The sequence below is a fragment of the Stenotrophomonas sp. 05N37 genome, assembly GCF_056397365.1.
This window is the reverse complement of record NZ_JBFTNG010000002.1, coordinates 319,335-346,234: the sequence shown is the minus strand read 5'-3', so window position 1 is coordinate 346,234 and position 26,900 is coordinate 319,335. Positions and strand designations below refer to the sequence as shown.

The following is a 26,900-nucleotide window of genomic DNA, read 5'->3' as shown; positions in this document are numbered from 1 at the left end:
TCGAATCTGCAATGACGCGGGGCGCAGAAGTACAGGGTTGACGCAAGCCCCCCTGTGGGTCAATCGATCCACTGAAGGCGCCATTACGCTGAGCATCAACCTCTGCTCCAACGACGACCGGCGGGTACTGACGTTCCCACGCTCGTGCGATCGCACTGCCCTGACTGCAGGGCAGCGCGATCGTCACGACCTCTGCGCTGAGCGGATCCTCAGTCCTAGCGCGGGTCAGACCATGCGGAGCAAGAGCCCTGTGCATTGCAAGCGGCTACCTTGACCGAGCGCGGGCATATCCCGTCGATGGTGTAGCTCGTGGTACTGACGGTATAGCCAGGCGCACTGTTCTCCGCGAGCTTGTAGTAGGCCGCACCGGAGACGCTGCTCCAACTGATACGGCAACTGGTCGCGTTTCGCTGCGTCTTGGTCAAGCCTGCGGGCACACCGGGAGGCGGAGTCACGTTGAGGTAAACGGATACCTGAGCCGACCACGGCCCGCAACCAGAGCTGTTGCACGCCTGCACACGGTAGGCCCATGTTGCCGGACCGACTTCCTTGGTCAGTGCGAGGGAAGTGGAGGTTGCGCCGTTGTAGAACCCGCTTCCACCACTCGGGAACGTCTCTTCAATCCGGTAGGAGGTTGCCCGTGGCACCACTGTCCACGTGAGTGTGTAGCTGAGTCCATTCACGGAGCTGGGCACCGAAGCCGATGGTGTTCCACCCACTGGATACAACACGACTACAGTCGCTTCGTTCGAGAACGGACCGCAGCCTGCAGCATTGCATGCCTGCACCCTGTAGCTGTAACTCCCATCCCCCCTTCCAGAGATGGCGCTGGCCACGTCGGACGTTGTTCCGAGGGCGTTCCAGCCACCGCCACTGGCACGCTCCTGCAGGGCGTAGTAGGTGGAATACGAAACGCCGGACCAATTGACGGTATACGAACCATCGATACTGGTCCCCGGCACACCGACCCCCGGTGCAGATACGGGCGCAATCACCACCTGTACCGCCACCGGCGTGGAATAGGCGCCACAGCCAGAGGCATTGCATGCACTCGCCCGGAAATACACAGTTCCGTTGGAGTTTCGCTGAAGCGCCATCGAGGTGCTCACCAGCTGATCGTTCAGCACCGTCCAGCTTTGCCCGTCCGTCGACTCCTCAACCCGATACCATTGCGCGGATCCAACTTCGGCCCAATTGAGGGCTATGGCGCCGCCCAAGCTGGGTGATGCCGCTGAAAGCAGCGGGGACTGTGCTGGCTTCACGAACATCCGCACCGACACCTCGGCAGAAGTGGGCCCCGAACCTGCCGCGTTCCATCCGGTGACCCGGTAGACGTACACCCCATCGACCCGGCCGGCCAGCGTCGAACCAAGCTGTGCAAGGTCTGCAATGCTCTGCCATGTACCCGACGGAGCCCGCTCTTCCAGGACATAGCGATTGGCACCGGCAGCCGCCGTCCAACTCAGGATGATCGTGCCGTTGTAAGCAGACGCTGGCGCCGATATCGTCGGCGCCTGTGAGGGCGGCATAGCCACTGCAACCTCGGCGGCGGCACTCCAGCCACCGCACGTTGCGTTCTGGCAAGCAGCGACCCTGTAGGCGTAACGGCCTTCCGCCTTTGCGCTTGCGCCCCATGTCGTCAAAACGCCGTCATACACAGTGCTCCAGGATTCAGCACCCAGTTGTTCCTGCAGCACATAGCGGGTGACACCTGGAACGGTACTCCAGCTCACTGTGTAGGCACCTGTATTACTGAAGGCAACCACGCTGACGACCGGCACCGCCGGAGCTACAGTGCGCGTCACTTGGGCAACAAGACTGCCATTAAGGTGCATGTACTCCACATTCTTGCCCTGACGCGCGTCATCCATGACTCGAAGCACACCATCCTGGCCATACATTGATCGGATCGTGCCGGCCTCGGCCTCGGATGCTACTCGCCGCCCTTGAGCGTCATACCGATAGCTTTCCTTGCCAGGTACGTTGCGCAAGCGGTTGCCATAGTCGAACGCGAACACCTGGCCATTTCGATTGGAGAGATTTCCCTGCGCGTCATACCCGAGCCCAATGGTAGTGGCGCCCGCACCGTCCTGCACGTTGGTGAGCCTGTTTCTGGCGTCGTACCAATATGTGTGATCCTTCAGCCCAACGAGTTTGGCACTGCGGATGTTGTCGAGAACATCGTAGGTGTAACGCATCACGCCATCGCCACCGAACGCCGGCGAAACCGCCTCGATCAGGCGATCCAGCCCGTCGTACTGCATGGACCTGTTGCGATTTGCATCCAACGCATCGTCGATGCTGGACACGTTTCCTGCCGCATCATAGCTGTAGGCGTTGTCAACCACCTGCGCATCAGTGACGCGCGCCGGCAATTGGCGCGCATTCTGCGTCATTGTGTGGGGAATGCCATTTCCATAAACAAAGCTCTTCATGCCTCCATTCGGGTAGTACGTTACCCCCATGGCAAAGGTCCCTGCGCGGGTCGGCTGGCCCAACGCATTGGGAGCGAAGGTCAGATCGTCACCGCTGGGATAGCGGACGCTCGCCAATGCGCCGTTGGCGTCATAGCCATAGCCAAGCGCCCAAGTGTAGCCACCGACCTGCCCGGTGGTTTCCGATATCAGCAGACGACGCTTGTTGTACGTGTAGGTGTTGACTGTATGCGACGCACCGAATTGATTGGCCGTGGTGACGCTGGACGGCTTCCCATCGGGCGTGTACTGCCAGACCTGGTTGCCATTACCGTCCGGGAATTCCAGTGTCTTCAGTCGATTACGGGCATCGTAGGTACGATCCACCCTTCGCCCGGATGCTGCCGCCGCATCAAAGTCACATGCCGCCGTTGGCAAGTTCAGCCCAGCGGCGCTCCAGCTCACGTTGCCTTCGTTGTCGTAAGCACTGACGGTGGCGCCGGTTTCCGGCTCAATGGACTTGCACAGGCGCTGATGGGTGTCATAGACATAGGAGCGGGTGACAAAGGTCGAACCATCCATGTTTCCGCGCTTGATGGAGACTGGCTTCCCGAAGACGTCCAACACCAGTGTAGTCCTGGCCCCCTCGGGGTGTTCAATCCACACCGGCTTGGTGTAGTCAGGCTGGTCAAAGACCTGATAGCCGGACACCGTTATCTGGCCACGCGGACTGGTGACCCGTGTCTGGCCGAAACCGGGGTACTGGGTCGTGGTGAGCAACAGACCGTGCTCGCTGTCCTGTCCCACCGAGGTTACGCGCCCCAGCGCGTCGTAGTCGGTCCATGTGCCAGCGGTCAGCGCATCGGTCGTGCCCGGGTAGGCCGAGAACACCGTCCTCCCCGCCTCGTCATAGGCAACACGTTGGAACCTTTGGGTGCCCGCAACATCTGCCGCGTCATACTCACGCACCACGACCGGGCGCCAAAGCGCATCAAAGTAGGTTTCTTTCCGCGCGTTGCCGGTGCTGACGGTTTGGCGCCAATGCCCAACGCCCAATCCATACTCGTCGCCTTGAACCTGTTGGAAACTCCGCGTGGTGGGGTTCCACCCAACGGTATCCCCTTCCGGAGGCGTCAGGCTGGCCATGCGCCCCATCACATCGTACGAGTACGCCGTGGTAAAGCCGTTTTCGTCAGTGACCGCCGTGAGCCACCCGTTGTCATCGACCGCTGCCTGAAGGCCGGTACCATCGCCGAATCCGATAGCTCTGGGTGTACCGAGCTTCCAGGACGACAGCGTGGTCGCGTTCCCATTGCCGTCGCTGATGGACGACGGCTGACCGTCTGCATGGTAGGCAATCGTCTGACGCAGCATTCCCATCGACCAAATGCGTTCGGGCTGCGCTTTCGCGTTGTAGCTGGCCTGGGACACGACCAGACCGGTATCGTTGTTGGTGATTTTTCCCGCTTGGCCCGTAATCCACTGGCCCAGATCATCGAAATATTCGGTCGTATCGGTGCGTGTATGCCATGGACTGAAGCGATGCGTCGTCAACGGCCGGGCAAAGCTATCGAAACTGTCGATGGTATTGGTGAATTCAATGCCATCCTGCGTGACAACGACGGACTTTACGGGGCGAATTCGCGCCGACGACGGTTCCGCGCTGTAGAGATACACTCCATATCTGTCAGGAAAGGGCAACGACCCGGCTTCCGCATCACTCACATACGTCATTACTTCCGAACGAAGCTCCTGCCCCTGCGCCGACACCGTTCTCTTTCCAAGCAATCGACCATCATTGACCTTGTACAGCGTTCCGTACTGCTCCAGTGATTGCGACCCATCAGGATTGGTCACCGAGGTCCATTTACTACTGGAGCAAGTCGTGCAGGGGATCGGCTGATTGGTGCGTCCGGATCCGCCCGACGAGTAAGCGTACCTCCACGTAAGCGGCTGAAGTCCCGGCCCGGTGATGGTCTTGCTGCGAAGCGTGTACAGGTCGAAGTAGTCTGGAGTACGCAGTTGCCAGCCCGTGTTCGGGGTCAGTACGCAAGCATTGTTGGGAACGCCGGATTTGCGATGACGCCTATAGGTGAAATCAAACGTGCCAGAGGCTCCAGAAGGATGCGTCGCCATCAGGACAAAGCCGGTGGGGTTGAAGTCCTGATCAGGGCACCCGCCGCCACTTCCGTCCCAAGCGACGTAGCGCGGCTTCATGTACGTGCTGTCGGCGCCGTCCACCAAGTAGCGATAGGTGTAGCGGGAACCGTCTGGCGCCGTCACGGAGGTGAGCTGAAGGCTGTCTGCCCCACTGTAACCGTAGGTCCATACACGTCCGTTGACGCTGGCTGAAACAACATTGTCTCCAGCGTAGGCAAAGGTGATTGAGCGCCCGTCATTGCTGGTGATCGACGTCACTTTTCCCGCGCTGTACTGGTAATTCACCCAATTTCCGAAGCGGTCCTCGACCCGGCTGGCCAGCAGAAAGATCTTGACTCGCCCCACCGCCATGTTCTGCGACAAGCGCATGGAGACATCGATCTTTTCAAGGGCCACGTCGAAGGTGTATCGAGTACCGTCTGGCAGCAGCGCTATGAATCCCTCTCCCGGATAGCCGTTGGCCGTGGCCGGGGTACATTGGAACCGGGCACCGTCGCGGGCCCCCCAGATGTAATTCCTTCCATCCGCAGGCATGGGATTGCCACTTTGCTGCATGCCGATAAGCTCCTGATCTCCGCGACCAGGGATGTGCATCTGTACACCTTTGTGCACGTCGTCCGCATACACGGTTGGTGGAACATCCGCCATGAAGAACTGCGAGCACCGATTGGTGACACCGTAGAAGCCGATATCCCACTTTCGGTTGCCGGTAGCGAACGTGCCAGATAGATGCGGCACCTCAACATCCCATATACCGAAGCCTCTGTAAGCAGTGGGGCTGGTCTGGGGCACCACGCTGAAGCGGCGACTGAGTGACACAGGCAGGGTGCTGTTGCCCTGGAGGCTGGCATCGGTGACCACGAACTCGGTCTGGCCGTTGTACATGCTGACCTGGTCACCGAACAGGCCGTCCTGAAGGGGACCTACCATCTCGGACGACTTGAGGAACTTGCTGTACTCCATGGGAGGCACCAGGTCCTGCCCGGCCGCACCAAACGCCACACACGCAACCATCACTACCGCTTGTGCGGCAATGCGAAATCCCTTCATGTTGTCTCCTGAGCGTGAGGGCAAGCCGCTTGCATTGCGCAAGCGGCGTGCAACTTCAACGATATGAATATTCACTCGACATCAGCATCCAGCAACTTAATCAACAGGCCCTCACCGCTCATTGGCCCCAAGGGGCAATGCATGCACTTCGTCAATGTTCGGGGTATCCATTGGTCAGCTAGCAGAAGCGATTAGCGCCATTTTTTTCTAATGGCTAACGACCGAACTCACTCTTGCACGCCTCCATTCGGGCCTCGTCTCTTGGATTGCTGGGAGAGCTTGCATTGATCTTGTTGGCTGATGCCGCTCCTTGGGACTGAGCCCTTCATCGCAATACCGATGCTACGCTCAACGTACTCACCTATCTGCTCACCATTACGTCTGTTGCAATATCAACTTTCTTACGTCGGCTCAAGGCGACCGCTCTCAAGCCTGTATACGTCGAAACCGGCGACCGCGATTCCGACCCGAGCATGGAAAGAGAATCGCTCCATCGAGCTGGATGGCAACCAGAGCGCGCACCGACCGATGTCATATCAAGTGTAATTGACTGAAGCACCCGCAACCTGCACGTGGACTCCCTAAGCTTGCGCTTCAGCCCGATATATATCCCAAGTCAAGTCCAATCCCAGACTAGAAAGCGTCCCCATCTGTAAATTGGTCAGGGTGAAGCCACCCTGCTCACCCGTTTCAAGGAAGCAGAATACGTCCGCAACACACCCTGCATCCCGCAAATTATCAAACTTATTCTCGGATCCAGACAGGCGGCTCAGCAGCCAATCGATATGATCTTGCGGATCCATCGAGTCCAACTGGCCTTTGGACGAGTACTTCCATAGCGAACCCTCTCTCTCAAACCGCCTGGAAGAGAGAGCATCGCGCAGACGGATGCTCGTAGGCGCCAGGTTCAATGCCGCTCCAATTGCGCCGACATCAAACGATTTGGAAAATATTCTGAGCGTCACATAAGTTCGAATACAGGCCATGGTTCATCAGACTCCTAGTCACTCACCAACCCTCCTCAGCGACGCTGACGAAATCGGTCAGTCATGTATGTTTCCAATAGAATCACCGAGATTACCACCCGATACCTTCGGATAAACTTCGCCACAGCTTCGACAAACTTCAACATCGGGGTTTCGCTGCTCACTTGACTTTGGCAAATTCTCCTTGGCCGAATGAATCGCATCCTTGACGTCCTGAGCTGACCGGCCCGTATCGCTAGCGATGGTACCCACTTTATCAGTTGTCTCGCCCCCACAGTTGCCACACTCACCCGATGGCGCCGGGCGCTCGGTCGTTCCGCGGGAATCACCGGACTGGCTTGTTTGAAAGTAACCCTTGACCTTACTGGCCGCATCAATGACCCCATCAACAACCGCATCACCAGCCTGTTTGCGCTGCTGCGGCGTGGTGGTTGCGTAATAGAAGGTTCCGGCAACAATGGGTATGACCACGATTGGCACTAAAAGAGTGGCATTGCGCCCATCAGGATCGGTGAACTTGTACGGATTCCCATTTGCATACCGATACCGATTGAACTGCCCCACCGGCTGCTGATACGCCGTCACCGGATCCACCGACAGGAACACACCCAACTGCGGATCCATGTACCGCTGCTGCATGTAGCCCAGCCCAGTGGCCACATCGCTTACGTGCCCGGTGTATCCCGGCCCATCCGCGACCTGACCACCTAAGACTGCCCCGTAAGGTTCGTAGTCATAGCGTTTGATCACGTTGCCGTTGGCATCGCTCTCGGCGACAACCGAGCCGAGCGCGTCCGTGTGGCTGTAGATGACTGTCGTCTGTGCCATTGCGGCTGGCGACACGCCAAGGCCAATGAGCAGCACGCAGCAAAGCCAGGTGCCAAATGCCCCCAACTTGCGAACTCGATCTTCAACTCCCCTGAAGCGGGTCGACACACCGCTTGCAGTTCCCCCGAACCTGCGCATCCTTCCAATCCCTGAAAGTGCCTTGAAGCAAGGCTTGGTATTGATAGCACAGGAACGATCGGCCAGGAATCCAACGGTGCGATTGAGGCCAATCACCCCATCCTGACGGGAGCAGCGCTCTTGGCGCTAAGCGCCAGCGAAGCCGGATCGGGTCGTGGTGGCGACATCAGCCAAGGCGCATCAAGCGGGGCTGAGGTTGCCGACCAGCGGCCGGCACTACCAACGGCCGTGTTGCCCAAACAGAAAGCCCCGACCAAAGCCGGGGCTTTCTGCTCTATCTGGTGTCGGAAATAGGAATCGAACCTACAACCCACCACCCGGGATCAGCCATTCCGTAGCCGCAAGTTTGAACTGCAAATGAAAACAACCTCACTACCAGTTGAGACACAGGACACCACGTCACTCGAGCTTGACCTTGGGGCAACCGTACCCTCCATTGCCACCTGCCAGATCGACGTATCAGGCTCCACATCCTCATCTGAGATACTCAGCTCCATGATCGAATTCCCCACCATCAAACGCAAACAGCCATCGGAGGCCACTTCAACACCGGAAACCTCCTTGCCGATGCACGCATAGATGTCACTGAGAAACCTCGATCTACCCGCGAAGAAGTCATGACCTTGGAACGAGCCTTGGATGTCATCTTCATCCGTCAGGCTGGCCCGACAGGAGAAGCTTAAATCCACGTACAGCGACAATCCAGGCTGCGCATTAGTGTTGATCAATCTCAGCAAGATCTGAATGCTACTCACATTAAGTGAATCAATGTACGAGCCGAGCAACATCCGAACCAGCTGAGAACGCGCCGTCTCCAAGTCGACTTGAACCTTATCAACTTGCGTCATTACCGCCTCTCCCGATAATAAATATGACTACCAGTCCGCTGCTCAGCTTTGGGGATGTTCCCAAAGTTCTTCCCGTTCTCAGGATTTACAGGTTGCCGGGGATTACCCTCTCGCGTCACCGACACCCTCGGCGGATGCTTTGGACCTCCGTCCATGACTCTAACATCCATCTTCATAGAGGGAACGTTGTGAAGCGTCCCCGTCTCCGTGCCCGCATCATTCGTTATCGGCGTCCCTTTGTATCCAGCGCCGTCGAGCGCCGCTCTGGTATCCGCTGGCCCGTCGCCAACCTTGACACCGGCTACAGTGGGACCCTGCATCTCCTTGATTGCGGCTCTCCCGAAAGGCGCGGCAATAGCTCGAAGTATTCCTGGCAAGGTTGCGCCGCTGATTCCTACAGCCAGTAACGCTTTGCCGTTGTAGTTGAAAGCATCATCACCGAGTTCATTCCCGAAGCCTGGATTTCCCATTTGATCCACATTCGAGAACCATGTTTCATCACGACCATCGGGATCGATAAATTTGTAGGGATTGTTCAGCGCGTAGGCGTACCTATTGAACTTCGCACCAGTCTTGGCATCGGCCGTTATGGGATCAGTCGACAGGAACACACCCAGCTGTGGATCCATGTACCGCTGCTGCATGTAGCTCAGCCCGGTGGTCGAGTCGCTTACGTGCCCGGTGTACCCCGGGCCATCAGCAACTGGCCCACCTACGACAGCGCCGTAGGGCTCGTAATCATAGCGCTCCATCACGTTGCCATTGGCATCACTCTTGGCCACTACCGAGCCCAAGGCATCGGTGTGAATGTAGGTGACCGTTTGTGCGCTTGCGGTCGGCACAGCAGCCACACCCAGCAACAGCACAAAGCACAGCCAGGCGCCTACCGCACCCAGCTTCCGAACTCGATCTTCAACTCCCCTGAAGCGGGTCGACACACCGCCTGCAGCTCCCCCGAACTTGCGCATCCTTCCGATCCCTGAAAGAGCCTTGAAGCAAGGCTTGGTATTGATAGCACAGGAACGATCGGCCAGGAATCCAACGGTGCGATTGAGGCCAATCACGCCATCCTGACGGGAGCAGCGCCCGTGGCGCTAAGCGCCAGCGAAGCCGGATCGGGTCGTGGTGGCGACATCAGCCAAGGAGCATCAAGCGGAGCTGCGGTTGCCAGCCAGCGGCCGGCACTACCAACTGCCGTGTCGCCACAAACAAAAAGCCCCGACCAAGGCCGGGGCTTTTTGTTGTATCTGGTGCCGGGAATAGGAATCGAACCTACGACCTACGCGGTGCCGGTCGACAGTCGACAGTCGACAGTGGACATTCAAGGATGACTGGAACGTAGAGAGTGCACGCAGCTGAAGAGTCAGCCGGCCTTTTCAATCGGCACGGAAACGTACTCAGTCGCCGGAAATTGCCACAAATGGGGGGCTGCATCTCCCGGCATGGTCAAGAGCAGTGAACCCGGCGCGTCCACCGCCACGACCGAGAGCAAACGGCCATCGGAGAGATGCAGACGGATTCCGGAGTCAACGATCAACCCAGCACCTTGCCATCGAACGATCGCGGCGTATTCAACGTAAAGTCCTTCGGGCACCTCCAGATTTGCCCATTCACAGGTCGATTCCGCAGCAGCACCCGTCAGCAATTCAACATTGACAGTCCCAAACTCATCCCACCCTTGAACAACGGTACTGGAGCGTGTCAGTTCAAGCGACACATTGGAGTCAAAGCTCAAGATCACCTGCCAAGCCAGGCTTGCTGTCTGCGTAGTGGGAACCCTGCACGCTAGAAGCTGGCGCCCTCGGAGCAATTCAGTTAGCTCACCTGGCTCCGCGCCCTCCAGTTGGATTGGCAGATAACGGACACCGTCAGGAAGTACCTCAATCGCACTGTAGGGTTTCATGTGGTTTTTAATCATTTGCAGGGATGTCGATACTCTTGCCGCCCGAGCTGTTCGTCTGGCGACCAAAGACACCATTCTCTCCGATCTGTGCTCCAGGAGGAGCACTGTCTCCGCTAACAGTGGGTCTTGTATCAACGGCGAGCGCTTTGAGGTCATCGTCATAGTTGCCGCTACCGCCGAACTCTGGCTTCAGTTTTCCGCTCGTGTGCCGAGTACCACTCTTGTTCGGGCCTGCCAAAGGGCTGCTTTGATCACCCACGAGATCAGTCGGCAGGGCCGGAGACTTGGCACCCCCATTACCAGTTCCTCCACCCTCTGGGCTACCAGCCTCACTCTTCTGCAACAGCTCTTTGACAGCTCGGCCGATCTCCCTTCCCAACTGCTGACGTTGCTCGGGTGAGAGACCTATCCCGCCGGCACACGCTTAGTGAGGCCCCGGTTCCCCGTAGCACGGGAGGGTTCGGCTGCGGAGCGTGCCGTCAGCCAAGCGGCTCCAGGAGTCAGAGGCGGACAATGCGCGACTGAAAAGCTGCCGTCCGAACGATTGCTGGCAAACGACGCCATCAAGGACGCCCTGCGGAACGCCGCCGGACCCGAATCACCGCCGGAGAACACGCCATTGAGAACCACGGTTTAGTTCGGGCTGCGACACTTTTTCGGAAGTTTCTCAACGATATGAGCGACACACACATCAAAGCGTGAATTACAGCGCTCGCTTATGATCTGCGACGAGGGAGAGCGGACCCTGAAATCGACCCAAAGAGAGCCATCAATATCGCCATCCTTATGCTGAGGATCTGGTCGTGCGTCAACAATGGTGACCTGCCAAGCCCCACCAGATTTGAATGCGGATTCGGGCGCTAGATTGACTGTATCCATGAGTCTCACGAAGTACCGCTGCGCCAGACCGACGCTGGGCGACTCATTTGTGACCAGAGCCTCGCAGCGTTCGCTACGACAAGCAGCCAGAGTCACCGCCATTCCAATGACACTCATAGCAATCCAGGATTTCCTCAAGGTTGAATTGAGCATCACTTCCCCTTCACATTCTTCTCAAGGCGCATCGAATCGAGCCTTCCGTCAACCCTGAAAACACCTTGAAAGGATCCCAATTGGAACCTCGAAGTCGAGTCATTTCCCCTGATCGCATCCTCGTCCATCGCGCGCAGACTGGTACCTCGCCGATCTGCCATGATGTGCTGCTGTGAGTACCCCGGAAGATAAGTACCCGTCCTGCCCTCTCGACTCCCGGTGCTCGCGTACCCGTCTCGCGCTCCGGCGAAATGAATAATGTCATGCGCGGCAGCACCAATACCATTGTCGGCAGACATATCGATGTACCCCCTGCGTCCACCCCGGGAATCAACCCCCTCGCCCGCCAGGGGGAAGTCCTTGTAGTTTTTCCCCACGCCCAACTCCATGACGTTCGTCCCTGCGCCACTGGGCGAAGACAACACTTGAAGCCTTATCTTCATCCCTGAGAACTCGGAGGATATGGAGTCCACTCTCGCCTTGATCTGCTGGATGTTCTCCCTGGTTGCCTCCGCCCCCTTGAAGTAGACAGGAATGACAACAACATTCACATCCGCAAAATAGATGGCGTCGGCACCATCAGGGTCCGCATGAACTGCGCATAGGTGAGGCTGTGCGTGGCTAGCCGCGCATCAAGCAGTGTCCTCAGCTCTCTCGATCGCAACTCCGGCTTTAGGTTGCCGCTTGCATGCCGCGAGCCATAGGAATCGTAGCGATATCGCTCGACCAAGTTGCTGCTGGCATTACCGTTGACCATCGCCGAACCCGAGGCTCCAGACCAGCGAAGTGCTAGAATCTACACTGGTGCCAGATGGATAGACGGATGAGAGATGTCCCTGTTCCCTGCTATAGCTTGATTGAGACCTCCATTGGTAGCGATCCGGCTATCGTAGTGGTCAATTCCGCATTGCTGACCTTTAATGGGCATGATGCCTTTCCGTGGCACCTGAGGATTGGAGTAAATTGCAAGTTACAAGGTGTGAACGGCATGCCGACCAAGGAGGAGGTTGAAGCCCTTGCCCGCCTGGAGGAAAAAATTGCGCCCGCGCTTGAGGTTTACCACAACGCTATTTTTCTAGCCCGAATTACGGCGCGTGGAGAACGCGTACTCCTGTATCGAGTGCATGATCCCGAAAAGGCTAATGAGGCATTGCAACTTCTGATTTCCACGCCAGATGCTGTGCGTGAGTGGGAATATCAGATGGAGTACGACGTCGGCTGGATGTTGGCGAAACCGGAGCTGGACCTATTACAGCCTTCGCGCTTTAACTAGCCATGACCGCTCATCGGCCCCAAGGGGCAATGCACGCACTTCGCTTCAATGCTCGGGGCATCCATTGGTCAGCTAGGACACGCGAGCAGCGCCAGTTTTTTCTAATGGCTAACAACCGAACTCACTCTTGCACGCCTCCATTCGGGCCTCGTGTCTTGGATTACTGGGAGAGCTTGCATTGATTTTGTTGGCTGATGCCCCTCCTTGGGACTGAGCCCCACCATTACTTTCAATAAGGCGCTGCTCGCGTCCAGCGATTGCATCAGGATTTGAAGAGTTCTTGTCCACCGTGGCAGGACCGTACCCATCTGCAGTTTTGGCTTTGTGATCTGGCTGAGCTGTACGCTTTGCCACCTGCTGCTCAGGTGTCCCTGTTCCGCTCGTTTTCCCCGAGTATGTTGGCTTGACCGGATGGTCGCGGGTGTAGGTCGTATACGTTTTGTCGACCATGTTAGCGGTCGTTCTGACACCCCGGACCGCCGCACCACCACCCGGAATAGCATCGAATGCATCACCTACTGGTGCACGTTGAACCGCCTCGCCAGGAGCTGGTGCATTCGCCGACTCGGAGTGCGTCATGGCTACAACGAAGAAGACGATTACAGGACAAACGGGGCAGCGTCCATCCGGATCAGTGAAACGGTAGGGATTGTTGTAGGCGTATGCGTAGCGATTGAAGTGTCTGGAATCGCCGCCATCTGCCGTCACCGGATCCACCGAGAGGAACACACCCAACTGCGGATCCATATACCGCTGCTGCATGTAGCTCAGCCCAGTGGCCGCATCGCTTACGTGCCCGGTGTATCCCGGCCCATCCGTGACCTGACCACCTACAACTGCCCCGTAAGGTTCGAAGTCATAGCGTTTGATCACGTTGCCGTTGGCATCGCTCTCGGCCACAACGGAGCCCAGTGCATCGGTGTGAATGTAGGTGACCGTTTGTGCGCTTGCGGTCGGCACAGCAGCCACACCCAGCAACAGCACAAAGCACAGCCAGGCGCCTACCGCACCCAGCTTCCGAACTCGATCTTCAACTCCCCTGAAGCGGGTCGACACACCGCTCGCAGCTCCCCCGAACCTGCGCATCCTTCCGATCCCTGAAAGAGCCTTGAAGCAAGGCTTGGTATTGATGGCACAGGAACGATCGGCCAGGAATCCAACGGTGCGATTGAGGCCAATCACCCCATCCTGACGGGAGCAGCGCTCTTGGCGCTAAGCGCCAGCGAAGCCGGATCGGGTCGTGGTGGCGACATCAGCCAAGGCGCATCAGCGGAGCTGAGGTTGCCGGCCAGCGGCCGGTGCTACCAACGGCCGTATCGCCCCAAATAAAAAGCCCCGACCAAGGCCGGGGCTTTCTGCTGTATCTGGTGCCGGAAATAGGAATCGAACCTACGACCTACGCATTACGAATGCGCCGCTCTACCAACTGAGCTATTCCGGCTGAGCAGGCAATTCTACGGCGGGGGGCCGAAGTGGTCAATTGGCATGCGCCGCGCCAACCTCCCGGCCCCGCTCCGCGGGCACCGGGCGTTGACGCAAGGGCCCCTACAGTGGGCCATCCCGCCCGGAACCGCCGCATGCATCCCCGTTCCCGCCTGGCCGGCCTGATGCTGGCCTCATTGCTGTGCGCCGCCACGGCCACCGCCAACGGCCCCGGCCCAGCCCCGCCGCTGCCACCGGACCAGCAGTGGCAGCCGCTGTTCCAGCAGGTCCAGGGCGCGCACCTGTTCGGTGACCAGAAGACCTTCGCCGATGCCGTGCCCCGGCAGGATCCCACTGCGGTGTTGGCCCAGTGGCGGTCGATGCAGGGGCGATCGGCCGACCTGGCCGGGTTCGTGGCCGAGCATTTCGTCGTGCCCGGTGAGGCGGCCGCTTACGTGCCGCCAGCCGGGCAGGCCCTGCGCGCGCATATCGAAGGGTTGTGGCCGGTGCTGACCCGGACCACCGACCGCGTTGACCCGCGCGGCTCCCTGTTGCCGCTACCCAAGCCCTACGTGGTGCCGGGCGGACGCTTCCGCGAGGTCTACTACTGGGACAGCTACTTCACCCTGCTCGGCCTGGCCTCCAGCGGGCGCTGGCAGCAGGTGCGCGACATGGTGGACAACTTCGCCTGGCAGCTGGACCAGTACGGGCACATTCCCAATGGCAACCGCAGCTACTACCTGAGCCGCTCGCAGCCACCGTTCTTCAGCCTGATGGTGGATCTGCTGGCAACCCACGAAGGCGAGGCAGCCTATCGCCGTTACCTGCCGCAATTGCGCACCGAGCACGCGTTCTGGATGCGCGGCGCCGCTGGGCTCGCACCGGGCCAGGCCAGCGAACGCGTGGTGCGCCTGGCCGATGGGCAACTGCTCAACCGCTACTGGGATGCCCGCGCGGTGCCGCGCACCGAGTCGTGGACCGACGACTTGGCCACGGCCGCACAAGCGCCGCAGCGCGCGCCGTCGCAGGTGTATCGCGACCTGCGCGCGGGCGCGGAATCGGGCTGGGATTTCAGCTCGCGCTGGCTGGCGGAACCGGCGTCACTGGGCAGCATCCACACCACTGCGATCGTGCCAGTGGACTTGAACAGCCTGCTGTTCCACCTGGAAAAGACCCTCGCCCGGGCCAGCAAGGTGGCCGGCGATGGCAAGGCGGCGCGCGACTTCGCGCGACAGGCGGACGCGCGCCAGCAGGCAATAAACACCGTTCTCTGGGATGCGACCCAGGGCTGGTACGTGGACCGCGACCTGGAGCGCGGCCAGACCCGACCCGCGATCACCGCGGCGACACTGTTCCCGCTCTGGCTGCAGGTCGCCACGCGGCCGCAGGCGCGGCAGACGGCGGCTGCGGTGGAAGCGCAGTTGCTGCGCGAGGGCGGCCTGCTCACCACCACCGTCAACACCGGGCAGCAGTGGGATGCCCCGAATGGCTGGGCACCGCTGCAGTGGGTGGCGGTGGACGGACTGCAGCGCTACGACCACGACGCCTTGGCGCGTCGCATCGGCACGCGTTTCCTGCGTACGGTGCAGGCGGTGTACGACAACGAAGGCAAGCTGGTGGAAAAGTACGTGGTGGACGGTTCGGCCGGCGGCGGCGGTGGCGGCGAATATCCGCTGCAGGATGGCTTCGGCTGGAGCAACGGGGTGACCGCGGCATTGCTCGACCGACTGTGCCCGTCACGGCAGCGCTGCAACACCGCGCAGGATGTAGGCAACGAAGACTGACATGCGGCCTGATGCGCCGCCCTGCTGTCGTCAGCGCGAAGCGGGCCGAGCCAACGCGTCTACCGACCGCGCAATCCCATACTGCGCCGCGTAATACGTGCTCAGCACCAGCAGGCTGGCCATCGGCAGTCCACCGCCGAAACGGTCCCAGGCCAGCAGGCAATCGCTGGCGACGAACAGCACCGCGCCCCCGGCCGCCCACGCGGTACTGCTACGGGCCGCGCCGTGTAGTGCCGGCCTGGCCCAATGCCGGGCCAGCGCGAGGATGGCCATGACCGCCAGCACCACCACGTAGGCCAGTACCGGTACGCGCATGTCGCCAGGCAGGTGCGGCCACAGGGCGACGAGGTTGCCGCAGGCAAACGCCCCCAGCAGCAGCGCCGCACCGGCAAGGCCGCGCCCGCCACGAACGCCGGCGCGGAACGCGACGATGTAGCACACGTGCGCCAGCAGGAAGGCGATCAGTCCGGGCACGAAGGCGTCCATCGGCAGCATCAGGGCGATGTCGCCGATGCACGACAGCGCCATGCCGGCCAGTACTGCGCGGCGGTAGCCGGCGTCGTGCGCCGGCAGTGCGCGCCACGCGATCGCGGCGATCAGCACGGTGGTCAACGGCTTGGCCAGCCAGTGCAGCCAGCGGCCGTCACCCTCCAGCCCGGCACCGACGATGGCCACGGCCGCGAGCGCCACGATCAGCAGCTCGCGGCCGGGCGATCTCATCGTGCCTTCCACAGTTCCGCCAGGCGATCCGGCTTGCCGGCAATGCGCTCCAGCGACGGGTACAGCAGGCCGCCGTGGTAATCCAGGGTCACCGTGTCGATGCGATCGAAGCTGCGCACCAGCAGCGTAATCGGGGCCTTGTCGGTCTTGGCCGTGGTCACCGCCTCCTTCAGTGTTTCGCCCTTGTACACGCGGCCGTTGACCGCCAGCACGGTCATGCCCGGGGTGAGACCGGCGTTGAATGCGGGGCTGTCCCACAGTACGTCGGTGAGCACACCGCTGTTGGCCACGCTCAGTCCCAGCGAATAGGTCAGGTTGATGCCGCTGGCGCGGGTCTCCTGCGCCTTGACCGCCTCGCTCGGGGTCTCGGTGTAGACCAGCTTCCAGCCGGCCGCGTCCAGCCCGCCGGTGAGCGAGCCGTGGCCGTCCAGGCGCTCGCGCAGGAAGCCGGCCCAGTCGAACGGCGCGATGCCGTTCAAGGTGCGCACCACGTCGTCGAAGGTGTACGGGTTGACGTTCCAGTCGCCGTCGTTGATGCCGAAGAACGCCTTGGCGAAATCATCCAGGCTGCGCTTGTTGCCGGTCAGCGCACGCAGCTTGCCCTCCACGTCCAGCCACACCATCTGGCCGCCGGAGTAGTAGTCCTCGCTCAGCTGGTAGTTGCGGAACGCCAGCGCGCGACGCTGGGCGATGGTGGGGTCGTTGGTGGTGTCCTGCAGCGCGCGCCAGGCCAGGCCGGGGCGGCCGCGATCATAGGTGGCGGCCACATTGGCCAGGGTTTCGCGGGTCTGCTGCTCGCTCCACAAGCCCGACCGCGCGGCCAGCACCTGGCCCCAGAACTGGGTCTGGCCTTCATACAGCCACAGCAGGCTGTCGCCCATGGGCACGTTGAAGTTGGGCGTGGTGAGGTCGGCGCCGCGGCGGTACTTGCCATTCCAGGAGTGGTTGAACTCGTGCGGCAGCAGGTCGCGGCCCAGCCAGTTCTTGTCCCACTCGGTGAAGTAACCGGGCTCGGCGCTGTTCTCGCTGGAACGCTGGTGCTCCAGGCCGATGCCGCCGAGCTTGCTGGTCAGCGCCAGCAGGAAGTCATAGCGGTCGAAGTGGCGTGCGCCGTAGAGTTTGTAGATCTGCTGCACCAGCGCACGGTGGGCCTTCAACTGCTCGGGCTTGGCGACCAGCGATTTGGCGTCGTCGGCGAACACGTTCAGGCGCACCGGCACCGTGGCGCCGGGGTCGAGATCGTACTGCTGGTAATAGCGGCCGGCGAACAGCGGCGAGTCGACCAGGTGGTCGTAGCTGATCGGCTTGAACACCACGGTGTCGCCGTCGCGGCGCTCGGTCTCCAGCGCCGTTGCGTAGTTCCAGCCCTTGGGCAGGGTCACGCTGGCCTGCGCCTGCAGGTTGCGGGTGATCACCCCGGCCGGGTACAGCGAGTTGGCGTTCCACTGCAGGTTGAGCATTTCCGGGGTCATCACCACCCGGCCCTGGCTGCCGCCCTGCGAGGACAGGAACTTGAACTCGGCCACCACCTCGGTCGCGCCGGCCGGCACATCCACCTTGAAGGCGTAGACGTCGTAGGGGTCGCGCGTCCAGTGCAGCGGCGTGCCATTGGCGGTGACCACCAGGCCGGCCAGCTTGTCGATCGGCCCGCTGGGCGAATGCGCGCCGGGGAGCCACTGCGGATACAGCAGCGTGAGCGGGCCGGGCTTGGCCGGGATGGTGGCCTTGACCTTGAAGATGCGCCGGCCGATGTCGCGCGCGTCCACGTCGATGCGCAGCACGCCCGGCCAGGCGACATCCTGCGGAGGCGGCGTCTGCGCCTGCACGCCGCTGGCGGACAGGGCAAGCAGCACGGACAGGACGGTGGCACGCATTTTCATCAGGCACGGCTCCAACAGCGAAACACCCGATGCTAGACCTCGCCGCTGCCCTGCCCCATGGCCAAAGGTCATGCCATCAGGCAATCGCCCCCACCGGGTGCTGCAGCCGGTCGTTCACCACCGTGCCCTGTACCAGGCTGACGACGCGGTCCGTGCTGGCGATGGTTTCCGGCCGATGCGCCACGAGGATGCGGGTCAAGGTGAGCTGGCCGATCGCCGCGTTGACCATGCGTTCGTTGGCGATGTCCAGGTGGCTGGTCGCCTCGTCCAGCACCAGCACCCGCGGCGAGCCGTACAGCGCGCGTGCCAGCAGGATGCGCTGTGCCTGCCCGCCGGACAGCCCGGAGCCGATGTCGCCGACGATGGTGTGGTAGCCCATGGGCATGCCCTCGATCTCGGCATCGATCGAGGCCAGGCCCGCGCACTGGCGGATCCGCTCCTGGTCGGGCTGGGGATCGAAGAAGCAGATGTTGTCGGCGATCGAGCCTGCAAACAGGACGTCGTTCTGCATGACCGTGCCCAGCAGGCGGCGGTATCGCGACAGGCCGTACCGATCGATGGGCGTCCCGTTCACCAGGATCTCGCCCGTGGTCGGCTCCAGCAGGCCGAGCAGCAGCTTGACCAGCGTGGTCTTGCCGGAGCCGGACACCCCGGTGATGGCGATCGACTGGCCCGCGTTGAACCGGATGTTCATGCCGTGCAGTACGTACGGCTCGAGCGCCGAGTAGCGGAAGCTCACGTTGCGGAACTCGATCTCCACCGGCTCGTTGGCCAGGCCGTCCTCGCCATGCGATGGCGCTTCGCCGGGCGTCATCACGATATCGGCGACACGCGAGGCATGCAGCGACAACATGCGCGCCTCGAACAACTTGTCCACCATGCCGGCCACGCGCTGGCTGAACTGGTCCTTGTAACTGAGGTAGGCAAACAGCATGCCCACCGAGAACTGCTTTTCGGTGACGGCCACGGCCGCCAGCCAGATGACGATGATCCGCTCCACGTTGAACAGGAGCGTGTTGGCGGTCTGGTTCAACATCGACAGACGGGCAACGCCCAGCTCGGCGTTGTACTGCTCGGCCAGTGTATTGGACCAGCTGTTGTGGCGGATCGCCCCCCGGCCGAACAGGCGGATGCTCTGGATGCCGCGCACCGATTCCATGAAGCTCTGTTCCTGCCGCGCCGCATGGATGATCTGCTCGGAGGTCGCGTTGCGCAGGCGACCGAACATCACCAGGCGCAGTACGACGTAGACCAGCACCGCCGCCAGCGTCACCAGGGCCAGGCGGGGGCTGTAGGCCAACATCATGGCAAGGGTGCCCACCATCATCAGCCCGTCCAGGATCGCCTCCACGAACTGGGTGGTGACGATGCGCTGCATGGCGATGATGGAGTTGAACCGGGAGATGATGTCGCCGGTGGTGCGCTTCTCGAAGAACGGCAGCGGCAGCCGCATCAGGTGCGCGAAGGCGTTGCCCAGCCACTGGAAATTGAAGCTGGTCGACAGCGTCGTGGTGGCCCAGGTGCGCGCCGCGCTGAGCACGGTCTGCACCAGCACCAGCAGGATGAAGCCGATGCCCAGGACCGCGATCAGGTCGAGGTCGCCATTGACGAGCGCCTCGTCCACGGTCCATTGCAGGAAGAACGGCAACAGCAGCGCGCATGCCTGCAGCGCCACGCCCAGCGCGACCACCCGCAGCAGCCCGCGCCGAAGCCCGACCACGCGGCCCATGAGGTCGCGGATCCGGTAGCGCTGCAGTTCCTTGCGCGGCACGAAGTCGCTGGACGGCGTCAGTTCCAGCGCGACCCCGGTGAAGGATCTGCGCACCTCGCTCATGCCCACCCGACGCCGCCCGGTCGACGGGTCGTGGATGACGATCGAATCCCGACCGACCGAGATGAGCACGACGAAGTGGTTGAAGTTCCAGTGCAGGATGCAGGGCGTGGCGAGGTCGGGCAGGCTGTCCACGTCGAGGCTCAGGGCGCGCGACTGCAGCGAGCAGGCCGTCGCGATGCCGACCAGCCCGAGCATGGTGGTGCCCTTGATCGAGACCGGGAAGCGCTGCCGCAATGAATGCAGATCGACGGTGTATCCCCAGTATCCGGCCACCATCGCCAGGCACGCCAGCCCGCACTCACTCGCCTCGGCCTGCAGGATCACCGGTACGCTGCTGCGCTTCCAGAGATCGATGTTCAGGGTTGTCATCGTCCGTGTTCCCTTGCCTTAGATGCGTCCGGTCACCGTGAACAGCGGATCGAGGATCCACTCGTACAAACGCCTGCGCTCCAGGCTTACGTCGCCCTCGGCCAGCATCCCCGGTCGCAGCGCGATGTCTTCGCCATATGCCCGCACCTTGGCCGAGTCCAGGCTGACGCGCACCCGGTAGAGCGGCTCGGCCCCCGAATCGAGCACGCCTTGCGGCAGCCGCACTTCATCGGCGCGCATCGTGGACCGCGAAATCGCCTTGACGCTGCCATGGTGAAGGCCGAATTTCTGGTACGGGAACGCGGGATATCGCATGGTCACGTCCATGCCCACCCGCATCAGCCCCACCGCTTTGGACGGCGCATACATCTCCACCTCAAGGGGCAGGTGCGCCGGGATGATGACCGCCAGCGCGGTCAGCGCGGCCACGCTCTGTCCGGCCACGATGTTGACCGTGCCGATGGTTCCGTCGCTCTGCGCACGCACGATGACGGTGCGCAACCCGCTGTTCTCGACGATCTGCTGGCCCAGTTCGGCCACGTTGCGCTGCATGTCGCGCCTATCGCGCTGGGACTGCACGTCCAGGTTGTCCAGCTCCAGGCGCGCGGAGATCTTCTCCCGTCGCAGACTGGCAATCTGCCGCCGCACCTCCGCCAGCCGCTGCCGCTTGTCCAGCAGGTCGGCCTGGCGCTCGCGCGCGGCCACACCGGAGACGTAGCGTGAACTCACCAGCTCGGCGTAGGTCTGCGCGGTCTGCTCGGCAAGCGCCACGATGTCGCGTTGCAGGCGCTCCTGCTCCACCATCGCCTGCAGCTCGCGGTCGTACTCCACGATGCGCGCGCGGAGCGGCCCGCGCTGCCCGTCCAGCTGCTGGTGCCGCTCGGTCATTTCCTGCTCGAGACTGTCCCGGCGCGTGGCCAGCAGGTCGCTGACCGAGCCCACGCTGCCCTCGATCCGGGTATTGGCGCGTGCGTCGGACACCACGAACAGCGCCTGCCCGGCCTTGACGTCCTCGCCCTCGGCCACCAGCACCTGCGACACGCTGCCCGCGGACGGCGCCAGGATCGACACCGTGCCGCCCTCCGGCACCACCACGCCCTGCCACTTCACCTTGCGCGAGGTGCTGAAGGTCAACAGGAACACCAGGATCAACACGACCACGGCCATCCCCGCCCACGCCAGCCGCGTCATCAGTCGATCACCGATCAGCAGCACCGTGCCGTAGGGCCGCGCATCCTGCGCGGCGGCCATGGCTTCATGACGGAACACGCCGTTGCCCGGTCGCTTCCCGGCGTCGTCCTGGTCCGGATTCACGGCCACCTCCCTGCGGCGCGCACGGCCCTCATCGCGGCGACGCAGCTTCAGGCTGCAGCAGCACGTCGAGGGTCAGCAATCCGTTGGGCTTGTCATGCGCCAGCCGGTCGAGGAAGGTCATCACCCCTGCGCCGCCATTGCCCCAGGTGCAGCTGATCTTGGTGGATGTCCCTGCCGGGAAACACAGGCCCTCGTCCTTGTCCATCTCGAACATCTCCAGGCCCTTGGCGGCACGCCAGGCCAGCCTGCGGTAGCTGTCATCCCCCAGCAGCTGGGCCGCATCGAGCAGGTAGTGGCCGAGCCCGGCCAGGCCGAGGAACAGATCGCAGCTGGCGGTGTACTTCTGCGCGACGGTGCACTTCACGCCGTCCAGGAAGTCCGCGTAGCGCTGCTGTCCGGTGATCTTGAACGCGCGCAGCGCCACCGTCGCCACGCCCGCGGTGCCCATGCCCAGGTAGGGGTAGAGGATGGTGCTGGCTGCGGCGGTGTCCTGGGCGAAGCCCAGCATTCCCTGCAGGGTGCGGCCACAGGAGATGTCGAAGTCCAGCGCGCGCAGCGCGGTATCCAGGTAGGCGTCATGCGCCACGGCCTGGTGCAGGTACAGCAGGAACAGGGCAATCCCGGCACCGCCGCGATGCAGCCCGGTGCCCACCACGCCCTCGGCGTCTTCGCCCCAGCACACGCCCGCCTCGCGGGTGATCGCCGTCGCCAGCAGCGCCGCACCGACACGCTCGGCCTCGCGCAGGTAGCGCGCCTCCTGCGTGGCGTGCCACATCTTCAGGCAGGTCAGGCCGAAGCCGGCATAGCCGTATCCCAGCGTCATGTCCTGGTACAGCAGCGGCTGCCCGCTGGCGCGCCCCAGCGTGGCCGCGGCCTCCTCCATCCGCCCTGCGTCGCACTGCACCCAGGCCAGCCCGCACAGTCCGTTGAGCAGCCCGGGCAGGTGCGTCCCGGTCCGCCCCAGGCGCTCCAGCCAGTCCAGCAACGCAGCCGGCACCTCGCCTTCCACCTGCCGCCAGGCAAGCGCGATGCCGCCGACGCCGTGGTCCAGGGCGATCAGATCGGTGGTGTACGCGTCCATGGGGAACGGCCGCCACGAATGGCTCAGGTCCATGGCCTGCCGCAGGTAATCCATGACCCGCTGCACGACCGGCTCGATCGACCGGGGCTCGACCGTGGCGGGTTGGGCATCGAACGCACGGACCGAAGCCACGTCCATGCCGCGCAGCAGCGCGATGCACGCGTCCAGGTCGGGCTCGGGCTCGCGCAGCAGGCGCTGCAGGCAGTCGGCGAATGCGTCGGGCAGGCCGATGTCATCGCGCAGCGCCAGCAGCGCGCGCTCGGCGTAATGGTCCATCACGTCCAGTGCCAGCGAACTGGGGGAAAGCAGCGACAGCAGCACGCACCCGAGCGCATACACGTCGTCCTCCGGCTTGGCGCAGTCGCGGTGGCGGCGCGCCTTCGACCGGAAGCCGGGGGTGTAGATGTTGATGGGAGGGTCGACGCCGGGCTCGTAGGCCCCTTCGAAATCGATCAGGCGAACGCTCAGGGTCGCCTCGTCCACGATGATGTTGTTGGTCGAGAGGTCGCCGAACACGATGCCGCGGCGGTGCAGCGCCTGCACCTTGCCGATCAGGTCGATGCCGATCAGCGCCGCCCGGGAGATCCACTGCACCACCTCCTCCCGGCTGGAGCCCGGGTAGAGCGCGCGGGTGGCATGCAGGCTGTAGCTGCGCAGCGTCTCGCCCTCGATCTTCTCCTGGACCAGGAACGTGTGCTCCCATTCGACGAACCAGCCCAGGGCCTTGGGCGCGATATCGGTGTCCTGCAGCGAGGTCAGGATGCGCTGCTCCTTCTGCAGCCGGCTGAGGGAGTCGATGCCATCCACCTCCGCATCGACCAGGGGCCGGGCTTCCTTGATCACCACGGCCAGGCCGTCGCTGGTCCGCCTGCCGGCATACACGCCACCGGCGTTGGAGAACTTCAGGACCGATTCCACTTCGTACTGCTGCCCGAACAGGGTATCCGGCTCCGCCGCGTCTGCGTCGACGGCCTCCTGTCCCCAGTGCTTGTCCTCGACGAAGGCGGGCACGTTGAAGTGCGGCAGGCGCTGGTCTTCGACGTAGGCAAAGGAGGCGTCGAGGATCATGCTGCGCTCGCGGCCCATCGCATCCTGGACGGTGAAGGAGCGGAATCCGCCGTAGCGATAGAACACCGCGCCGGAATCCTTGTATTGCCGATCCGACAGGATGTACGGCCCGCGCACGTCGCGCAGGGCCTGATAAAGGTCCTCCAGCAGCAGTTCGAACACCTGCACCGACTGCGGATAGACCGTGATGAACTTGCCGCCGGATTGGCGTGCGGCGGTCTTGGACAGCAGCTTGCGGTGGATGAACTCGTCGCTGGCGAACTTGAATTCGGTCGTGCGTGCGGCACACACCCGCATGACGGTCTGCAGGACGGTGTCGGCGTCCTTCAGCGTGCAGCTCACGTGGATCTTCCAGCCCTGGGTTATCTGCTTCTGCACCGGGGCGGCGACATAGGTCCAGAAATGATCCTTGACCAGGCGCCATAACGGCGGAAGGCAGGGACGCACCTGGTCGCAGTAAGTGTCCTTGGGCGTGTATTTATCGAACGGCACGAAAAATTCGGGGTGCACATTCAGATCAGGAGCATTTACCTGGTTCAAGACGACCTCGCACGGACATGCAGGCACGCGCGATGCAATCGATCGCGGTACTGGCAGGGATAATCGAACGTGATGTCCGCGTAACCGGCACGGCACGCGTACCCGGGACGAAAGCCGCACGACCAGTCAGTCGTGCGGCCCCGATATCCTCGATCACGGCATCAGTGGATGCCGGAGCGAGACATCAGGAGATGACGTTGCCGTCTTTCACGCAATCCTTGCTGAAAGTACTCCACTCGTCCTTGGTCACACCGTTACAACCTTCGCTGGTCGTGCTCCACGCTGCCAGGCCACCGCTGACACCTTCCAGCTCCTGCAGCGCGAGAACCTTCATCTTCGCCGACGTCGTGGCCGACTTGAATTCCTTGCTCATGCTTCACCTTCCGATAGTGTGTTGATTCCGATGCGGCTGGGCCGCTCCATGAGTTCCCAGTGTGCACGCTGCAAACTCGCTGCAATATTTATTTGCTGTTAATGAAGTTGTCAATAGCGTCAAGAAATCATTTTTCGCCTTCACATCACGGCCGACCCGATGCGCTCCGATGTGAATGTGTGATCGCTATCGCAGCTTGCACTGCAGCATGCCGCGACATTCTCCCGCACGCCGTGGCTTTCTCGCCGCGATAATGTGGCGCTGTATGACGCGACGCGCCGTTGCCGGCACGGGATTTACCCCTCCGCTTTTCAACAAAAGGAATTGGCCATGCGCAGCAGCAGTTTGATGACGGGGGCGGCGCTGGCGGTGATCGGGATGGCGGCATTGATGGTGCGCGGGCCGCGTCGCACCCGCCCACGGGTCGCGATCACGGAGGTGGGACCGCTGCCCTTGCCTGACGCCGACGATCTCTGGCGCTGGATACAGGCACTGAACGCGTTCGGCCCACGCATGACCGCCTCGCCCGCCCATGCACAGGCGGTGGACTATCTGGCCGCCGAGCTTGAATCACTGGGCCTGCAGGTCCACCGCTTGCCTCACCGTATCCAGCGCTGGACGCCGCAGCACTGCGCCGTGCAGTTGGACGACGGCACGCCGATCGCGGTGGCCGCGCCCTACCCCTACTCGGGCCAGACCGATGCGCAGGGCGTGCACGGTCGCCTGGTCTGGCTGGCGTCGGCCAGGCAGATGGATGCCGCGCGCGATGCCATCGCGGTGGTGCAGGTCGATCCGGTGGCGTTGAGCCGAGCGAAGGCGGCGATGGTGTTCCAGCGCCGCGCCGTGCTGCCCGATGCCGGCGCGGATTTCACCCGTGACGAGGTGATGCCGATACTGGCGCCGCTGGTCGATCCGCACTTGCTGGTGCGTGCGCGCAAGGCCGGCGTGCGCGCGGTGATCTGTGTGTTCGCGGGTCTGTCCGACGCGCTGGCGCGCGACCAGGTGCTGCCCTTCACCACCCCGTGGATGGACTGCCCGGCGCTGTGGGTGGACCAGGCGGCCGGCAACGCGTTGCGCGCTGCCGCGCAGGCTGGGCGCAGTGCAACGCTGGTGCTGCAGGCCGAGCGCACCGAGGCGATGACCGACTCGCTGCATGCGGTGCTGCCCGGCCAGGTGCGTGGCGAGAGCATCCTGGTCAACACGCATACCGACGGCCCCAACGCCTGCGAGGAAAACGGCGGCGCCGGTCTGCTGGCCCTGGCCGCGGCCTTCGCCAAGCGGCCGCGACGTCGCGACATGGTCTTCGTGTTCGCCAGCGGGCATTTCCAGATCCCCCAGTTCACCGACCGCGGCCAGGCGACGATGGCATGGCTGCGTGCGCATCCGCAGTGGTGGGATGGCAAGGGACGCCACGCGCGCGCGGTAGCCTGCCTGACCCTGGAGCACCTGGGCTGCATGGAATGGAAGGATCGGCCAGGCCGTGGCGCACCGCAGCCGACCGGGCGCCTGGAACGCGAGATCGTCTACGCCACCAACCCGGTGATGGAACAGGTGTATCGCGCCGCCGTTGCCGGGCGCAGCAAGCTGCGCAGCGTGGTGGTGGCACCGCGGTTCAGCGCGCTATTCCTGGGCGAAGGTGCCAGCCCGTACCTGTGCGGGATTCCGGGAATCGGCCTGGTACCCGGGCCGGATTACCTCTGCCAGCAACTGCCCGATGGCGGGCTCGAGCGCCTCGATGCGGGGTTTGCGTGGCAGCAGGTGCAGAGCTTCGCGCGGGCGCTGGCGATGCTCGATGCGATGGCGGCCGACACGATCGGTGCGGCCACGCCGGCGCTGGACAGGCCGCTGCAGCGCTTGCGCGCGGTGTTCCCGGGTTGACGGCA

At 62.5% G+C, this 26,900-nt stretch carries 17 protein-coding genes and 1 tRNA gene; 3 read left to right on the top strand and 15 right to left on the bottom strand.

Annotated features, from left to right (window positions below):
* Positions 1-215 precede the first annotated feature (215 nt).
* The 7 genes from AC1DGC_RS08170 to AC1DGC_RS08140 form a co-directional block, all read right to left on the bottom strand.
* On the bottom strand, positions 216-5,624 hold the full coding sequence (locus AC1DGC_RS08170; RefSeq protein WP_478047617.1) for an RHS repeat protein: 5,409 nt from the start codon (positions 5,622-5,624) through the stop codon (positions 216-218).
* A 581-nt stretch (positions 5,625-6,205) separates the two neighbouring features.
* Positions 6,206-6,610, bottom strand: a complete 405-nt coding sequence (locus AC1DGC_RS08165; protein ID WP_478047616.1) for a DUF4279 domain-containing protein — start codon at positions 6,608-6,610, stop codon at positions 6,206-6,208.
* Between the two features lie 57 nt (positions 6,611-6,667).
* Complete coding sequence (locus tag AC1DGC_RS08160) at positions 6,668-7,672, bottom strand: RHS repeat-associated core domain-containing protein (RefSeq protein WP_478047615.1); 1,005 nt, start codon at positions 7,670-7,672, stop codon at positions 6,668-6,670.
* A 227-nt stretch (positions 7,673-7,899) separates the two neighbouring features.
* Positions 7,900-8,424 (bottom strand): hypothetical protein, encoded by a 525-nt coding sequence (locus AC1DGC_RS08155; protein ID WP_478047614.1) that lies wholly within the window; start codon positions 8,422-8,424, stop codon positions 7,900-7,902.
* Entirely contained in the window at positions 8,424-9,392 is a 969-nt protein-coding gene (locus tag AC1DGC_RS08150; RefSeq protein ID WP_478047613.1) for an RHS repeat-associated core domain-containing protein, read from the bottom strand. The genes AC1DGC_RS08155 and AC1DGC_RS08150 overlap by 1 nt, the downstream gene beginning before the upstream one ends.
* A gap of 395 nt (positions 9,393-9,787) precedes the next feature.
* Entirely contained in the window at positions 9,788-10,327 is a 540-nt protein-coding gene (locus AC1DGC_RS08145) for a hypothetical protein (protein WP_478047612.1), read from the bottom strand.
* A gap of 1,031 nt (positions 10,328-11,358) precedes the next feature.
* The gene (locus AC1DGC_RS08140) at positions 11,359-11,910 is read right to left on the bottom strand and encodes a hypothetical protein (protein WP_478047611.1); all 552 of its coding nucleotides are present in this window, start codon (positions 11,908-11,910) and stop codon (positions 11,359-11,361) included.
* 272 nt (positions 11,911-12,182) lie between these two features.
* Between AC1DGC_RS08140 and AC1DGC_RS08135 the strand changes: the two genes are divergently transcribed.
* Positions 12,183-12,632 (top strand): DUF695 domain-containing protein, encoded by a 450-nt coding sequence (locus AC1DGC_RS08135; protein WP_478047610.1) that lies wholly within the window; start codon positions 12,183-12,185, stop codon positions 12,630-12,632.
* Positions 12,633-12,740: 108 nt separating this feature from the next.
* Here AC1DGC_RS08135 and AC1DGC_RS08130 read toward each other — a convergent pair whose 3' ends face one another.
* Both AC1DGC_RS08130 and AC1DGC_RS08125 read right to left on the bottom strand, forming a co-directional pair.
* Entirely contained in the window at positions 12,741-13,688 is a 948-nt protein-coding gene (locus tag AC1DGC_RS08130) for an RHS repeat-associated core domain-containing protein (RefSeq protein ID WP_478047609.1), read from the bottom strand.
* Positions 13,689-13,997: 309 nt separating this feature from the next.
* Positions 13,998-14,073 (bottom strand) — tRNA-Thr (locus tag AC1DGC_RS08125).
* Positions 14,074-14,209: 136 nt separating this feature from the next.
* Between AC1DGC_RS08125 and treA the strand changes: the two genes are divergently transcribed.
* Positions 14,210-15,838: an alpha,alpha-trehalase TreA gene (gene treA / locus AC1DGC_RS08120; protein ID WP_478047608.1), complete on the top strand. Its 1,629-nt coding sequence runs from the start codon at positions 14,210-14,212 to the stop codon at positions 15,836-15,838.
* Positions 15,839-15,868: 30 nt separating this feature from the next.
* On the opposite strand, the gene AC1DGC_RS08115 is transcribed toward treA, so the two are convergent.
* From AC1DGC_RS08115 to AC1DGC_RS08090, 6 genes are all read right to left on the bottom strand, one after another.
* Complete coding sequence (locus AC1DGC_RS08115) at positions 15,869-16,558, bottom strand: lysoplasmalogenase (RefSeq protein WP_478047607.1); 690 nt, start codon at positions 16,556-16,558, stop codon at positions 15,869-15,871.
* On the bottom strand, positions 16,555-18,438 hold the full coding sequence (locus AC1DGC_RS08110) for a M61 family metallopeptidase (RefSeq protein ID WP_449335195.1): 1,884 nt from the start codon (positions 18,436-18,438) through the stop codon (positions 16,555-16,557). The genes AC1DGC_RS08115 and AC1DGC_RS08110 overlap by 4 nt, the downstream gene beginning before the upstream one ends.
* Positions 18,439-18,514: 76 nt before the next feature.
* On the bottom strand, positions 18,515-20,641 hold the full coding sequence (locus AC1DGC_RS08105; RefSeq protein WP_478047606.1) for a peptidase domain-containing ABC transporter: 2,127 nt from the start codon (positions 20,639-20,641) through the stop codon (positions 18,515-18,517).
* Between the two features lie 18 nt (positions 20,642-20,659).
* A complete protein-coding gene (locus tag AC1DGC_RS08100; protein WP_478047605.1) occupies positions 20,660-21,955 on the bottom strand; it encodes a beta-barrel domain-containing protein in 1,296 nt (431 codons plus the stop codon).
* Positions 21,956-21,983: 28 nt separating this feature from the next.
* Positions 21,984-24,614, bottom strand: coding sequence for a class III lanthionine synthetase LanKC (gene lanKC, locus AC1DGC_RS08095; RefSeq protein WP_478047604.1), 2,631 nt, complete (start codon positions 24,612-24,614; stop codon positions 21,984-21,986).
* Positions 24,615-24,828: 214 nt separating this feature from the next.
* Positions 24,829-25,017, bottom strand: coding sequence for a hypothetical protein (locus AC1DGC_RS08090; protein WP_259203888.1), 189 nt, complete (start codon positions 25,015-25,017; stop codon positions 24,829-24,831).
* Between the two features lie 330 nt (positions 25,018-25,347).
* Between AC1DGC_RS08090 and AC1DGC_RS08085 the strand changes: the two genes are divergently transcribed.
* A complete protein-coding gene (locus tag AC1DGC_RS08085; protein ID WP_478047603.1) occupies positions 25,348-26,895 on the top strand; it encodes a hypothetical protein in 1,548 nt (515 codons plus the stop codon).
* Positions 26,896-26,900 lie beyond the last annotated feature (5 nt).

Bases quoted from the DNA above. Each gene is read 5' to 3' on its own strand.
- AC1DGC_RS08115 (WP_478047607.1), bottom strand. From the start codon at position 16,558: ATGAGATCGCCCGGCCGCGAGCTGCTGATCGTGGCGCTCGCGGCCGTG.
- AC1DGC_RS08110 (WP_449335195.1), bottom strand. From the start codon at position 18,438: ATGAAAATGCGTGCCACCGTCCTGTCCGTGCTGCTTGCCCTGTCCGCC.
- AC1DGC_RS08155 (WP_478047614.1), bottom strand. From the start codon at position 8,424: ATGACGCAAGTTGATAAGGTTCAAGTCGACTTGGAGACGGCGCGTTCT.
- treA (WP_478047608.1), top strand. From the start codon at position 14,210: ATGCATCCCCGTTCCCGCCTGGCCGGCCTGATGCTGGCCTCATTGCTG.
- AC1DGC_RS08135 (WP_478047610.1), top strand. From the start codon at position 12,183: ATGAGAGATGTCCCTGTTCCCTGCTATAGCTTGATTGAGACCTCCATT.
- AC1DGC_RS08145 (WP_478047612.1), bottom strand. From the start codon at position 10,327: ATGAAACCCTACAGTGCGATTGAGGTACTTCCTGACGGTGTCCGTTAT.
- AC1DGC_RS08090 (WP_259203888.1), bottom strand. From the start codon at position 25,017: ATGAGCAAGGAATTCAAGTCGGCCACGACGTCGGCGAAGATGAAGGTT.
- AC1DGC_RS08170 (WP_478047617.1), bottom strand. From the start codon at position 5,624: ATGAAGGGATTTCGCATTGCCGCACAAGCGGTAGTGATGGTTGCGTGT.
- AC1DGC_RS08165 (WP_478047616.1), bottom strand. From the start codon at position 6,610: ATGGCCTGTATTCGAACTTATGTGACGCTCAGAATATTTTCCAAATCG.
- AC1DGC_RS08085 (WP_478047603.1), top strand. From the start codon at position 25,348: ATGCGCAGCAGCAGTTTGATGACGGGGGCGGCGCTGGCGGTGATCGGG.
- AC1DGC_RS08150 (WP_478047613.1), bottom strand. From the start codon at position 9,392: ATGCGCAAGTTCGGGGGAGCTGCAGGCGGTGTGTCGACCCGCTTCAGG.
- AC1DGC_RS08105 (WP_478047606.1), bottom strand. From the start codon at position 20,641: ATGACAACCCTGAACATCGATCTCTGGAAGCGCAGCAGCGTACCGGTG.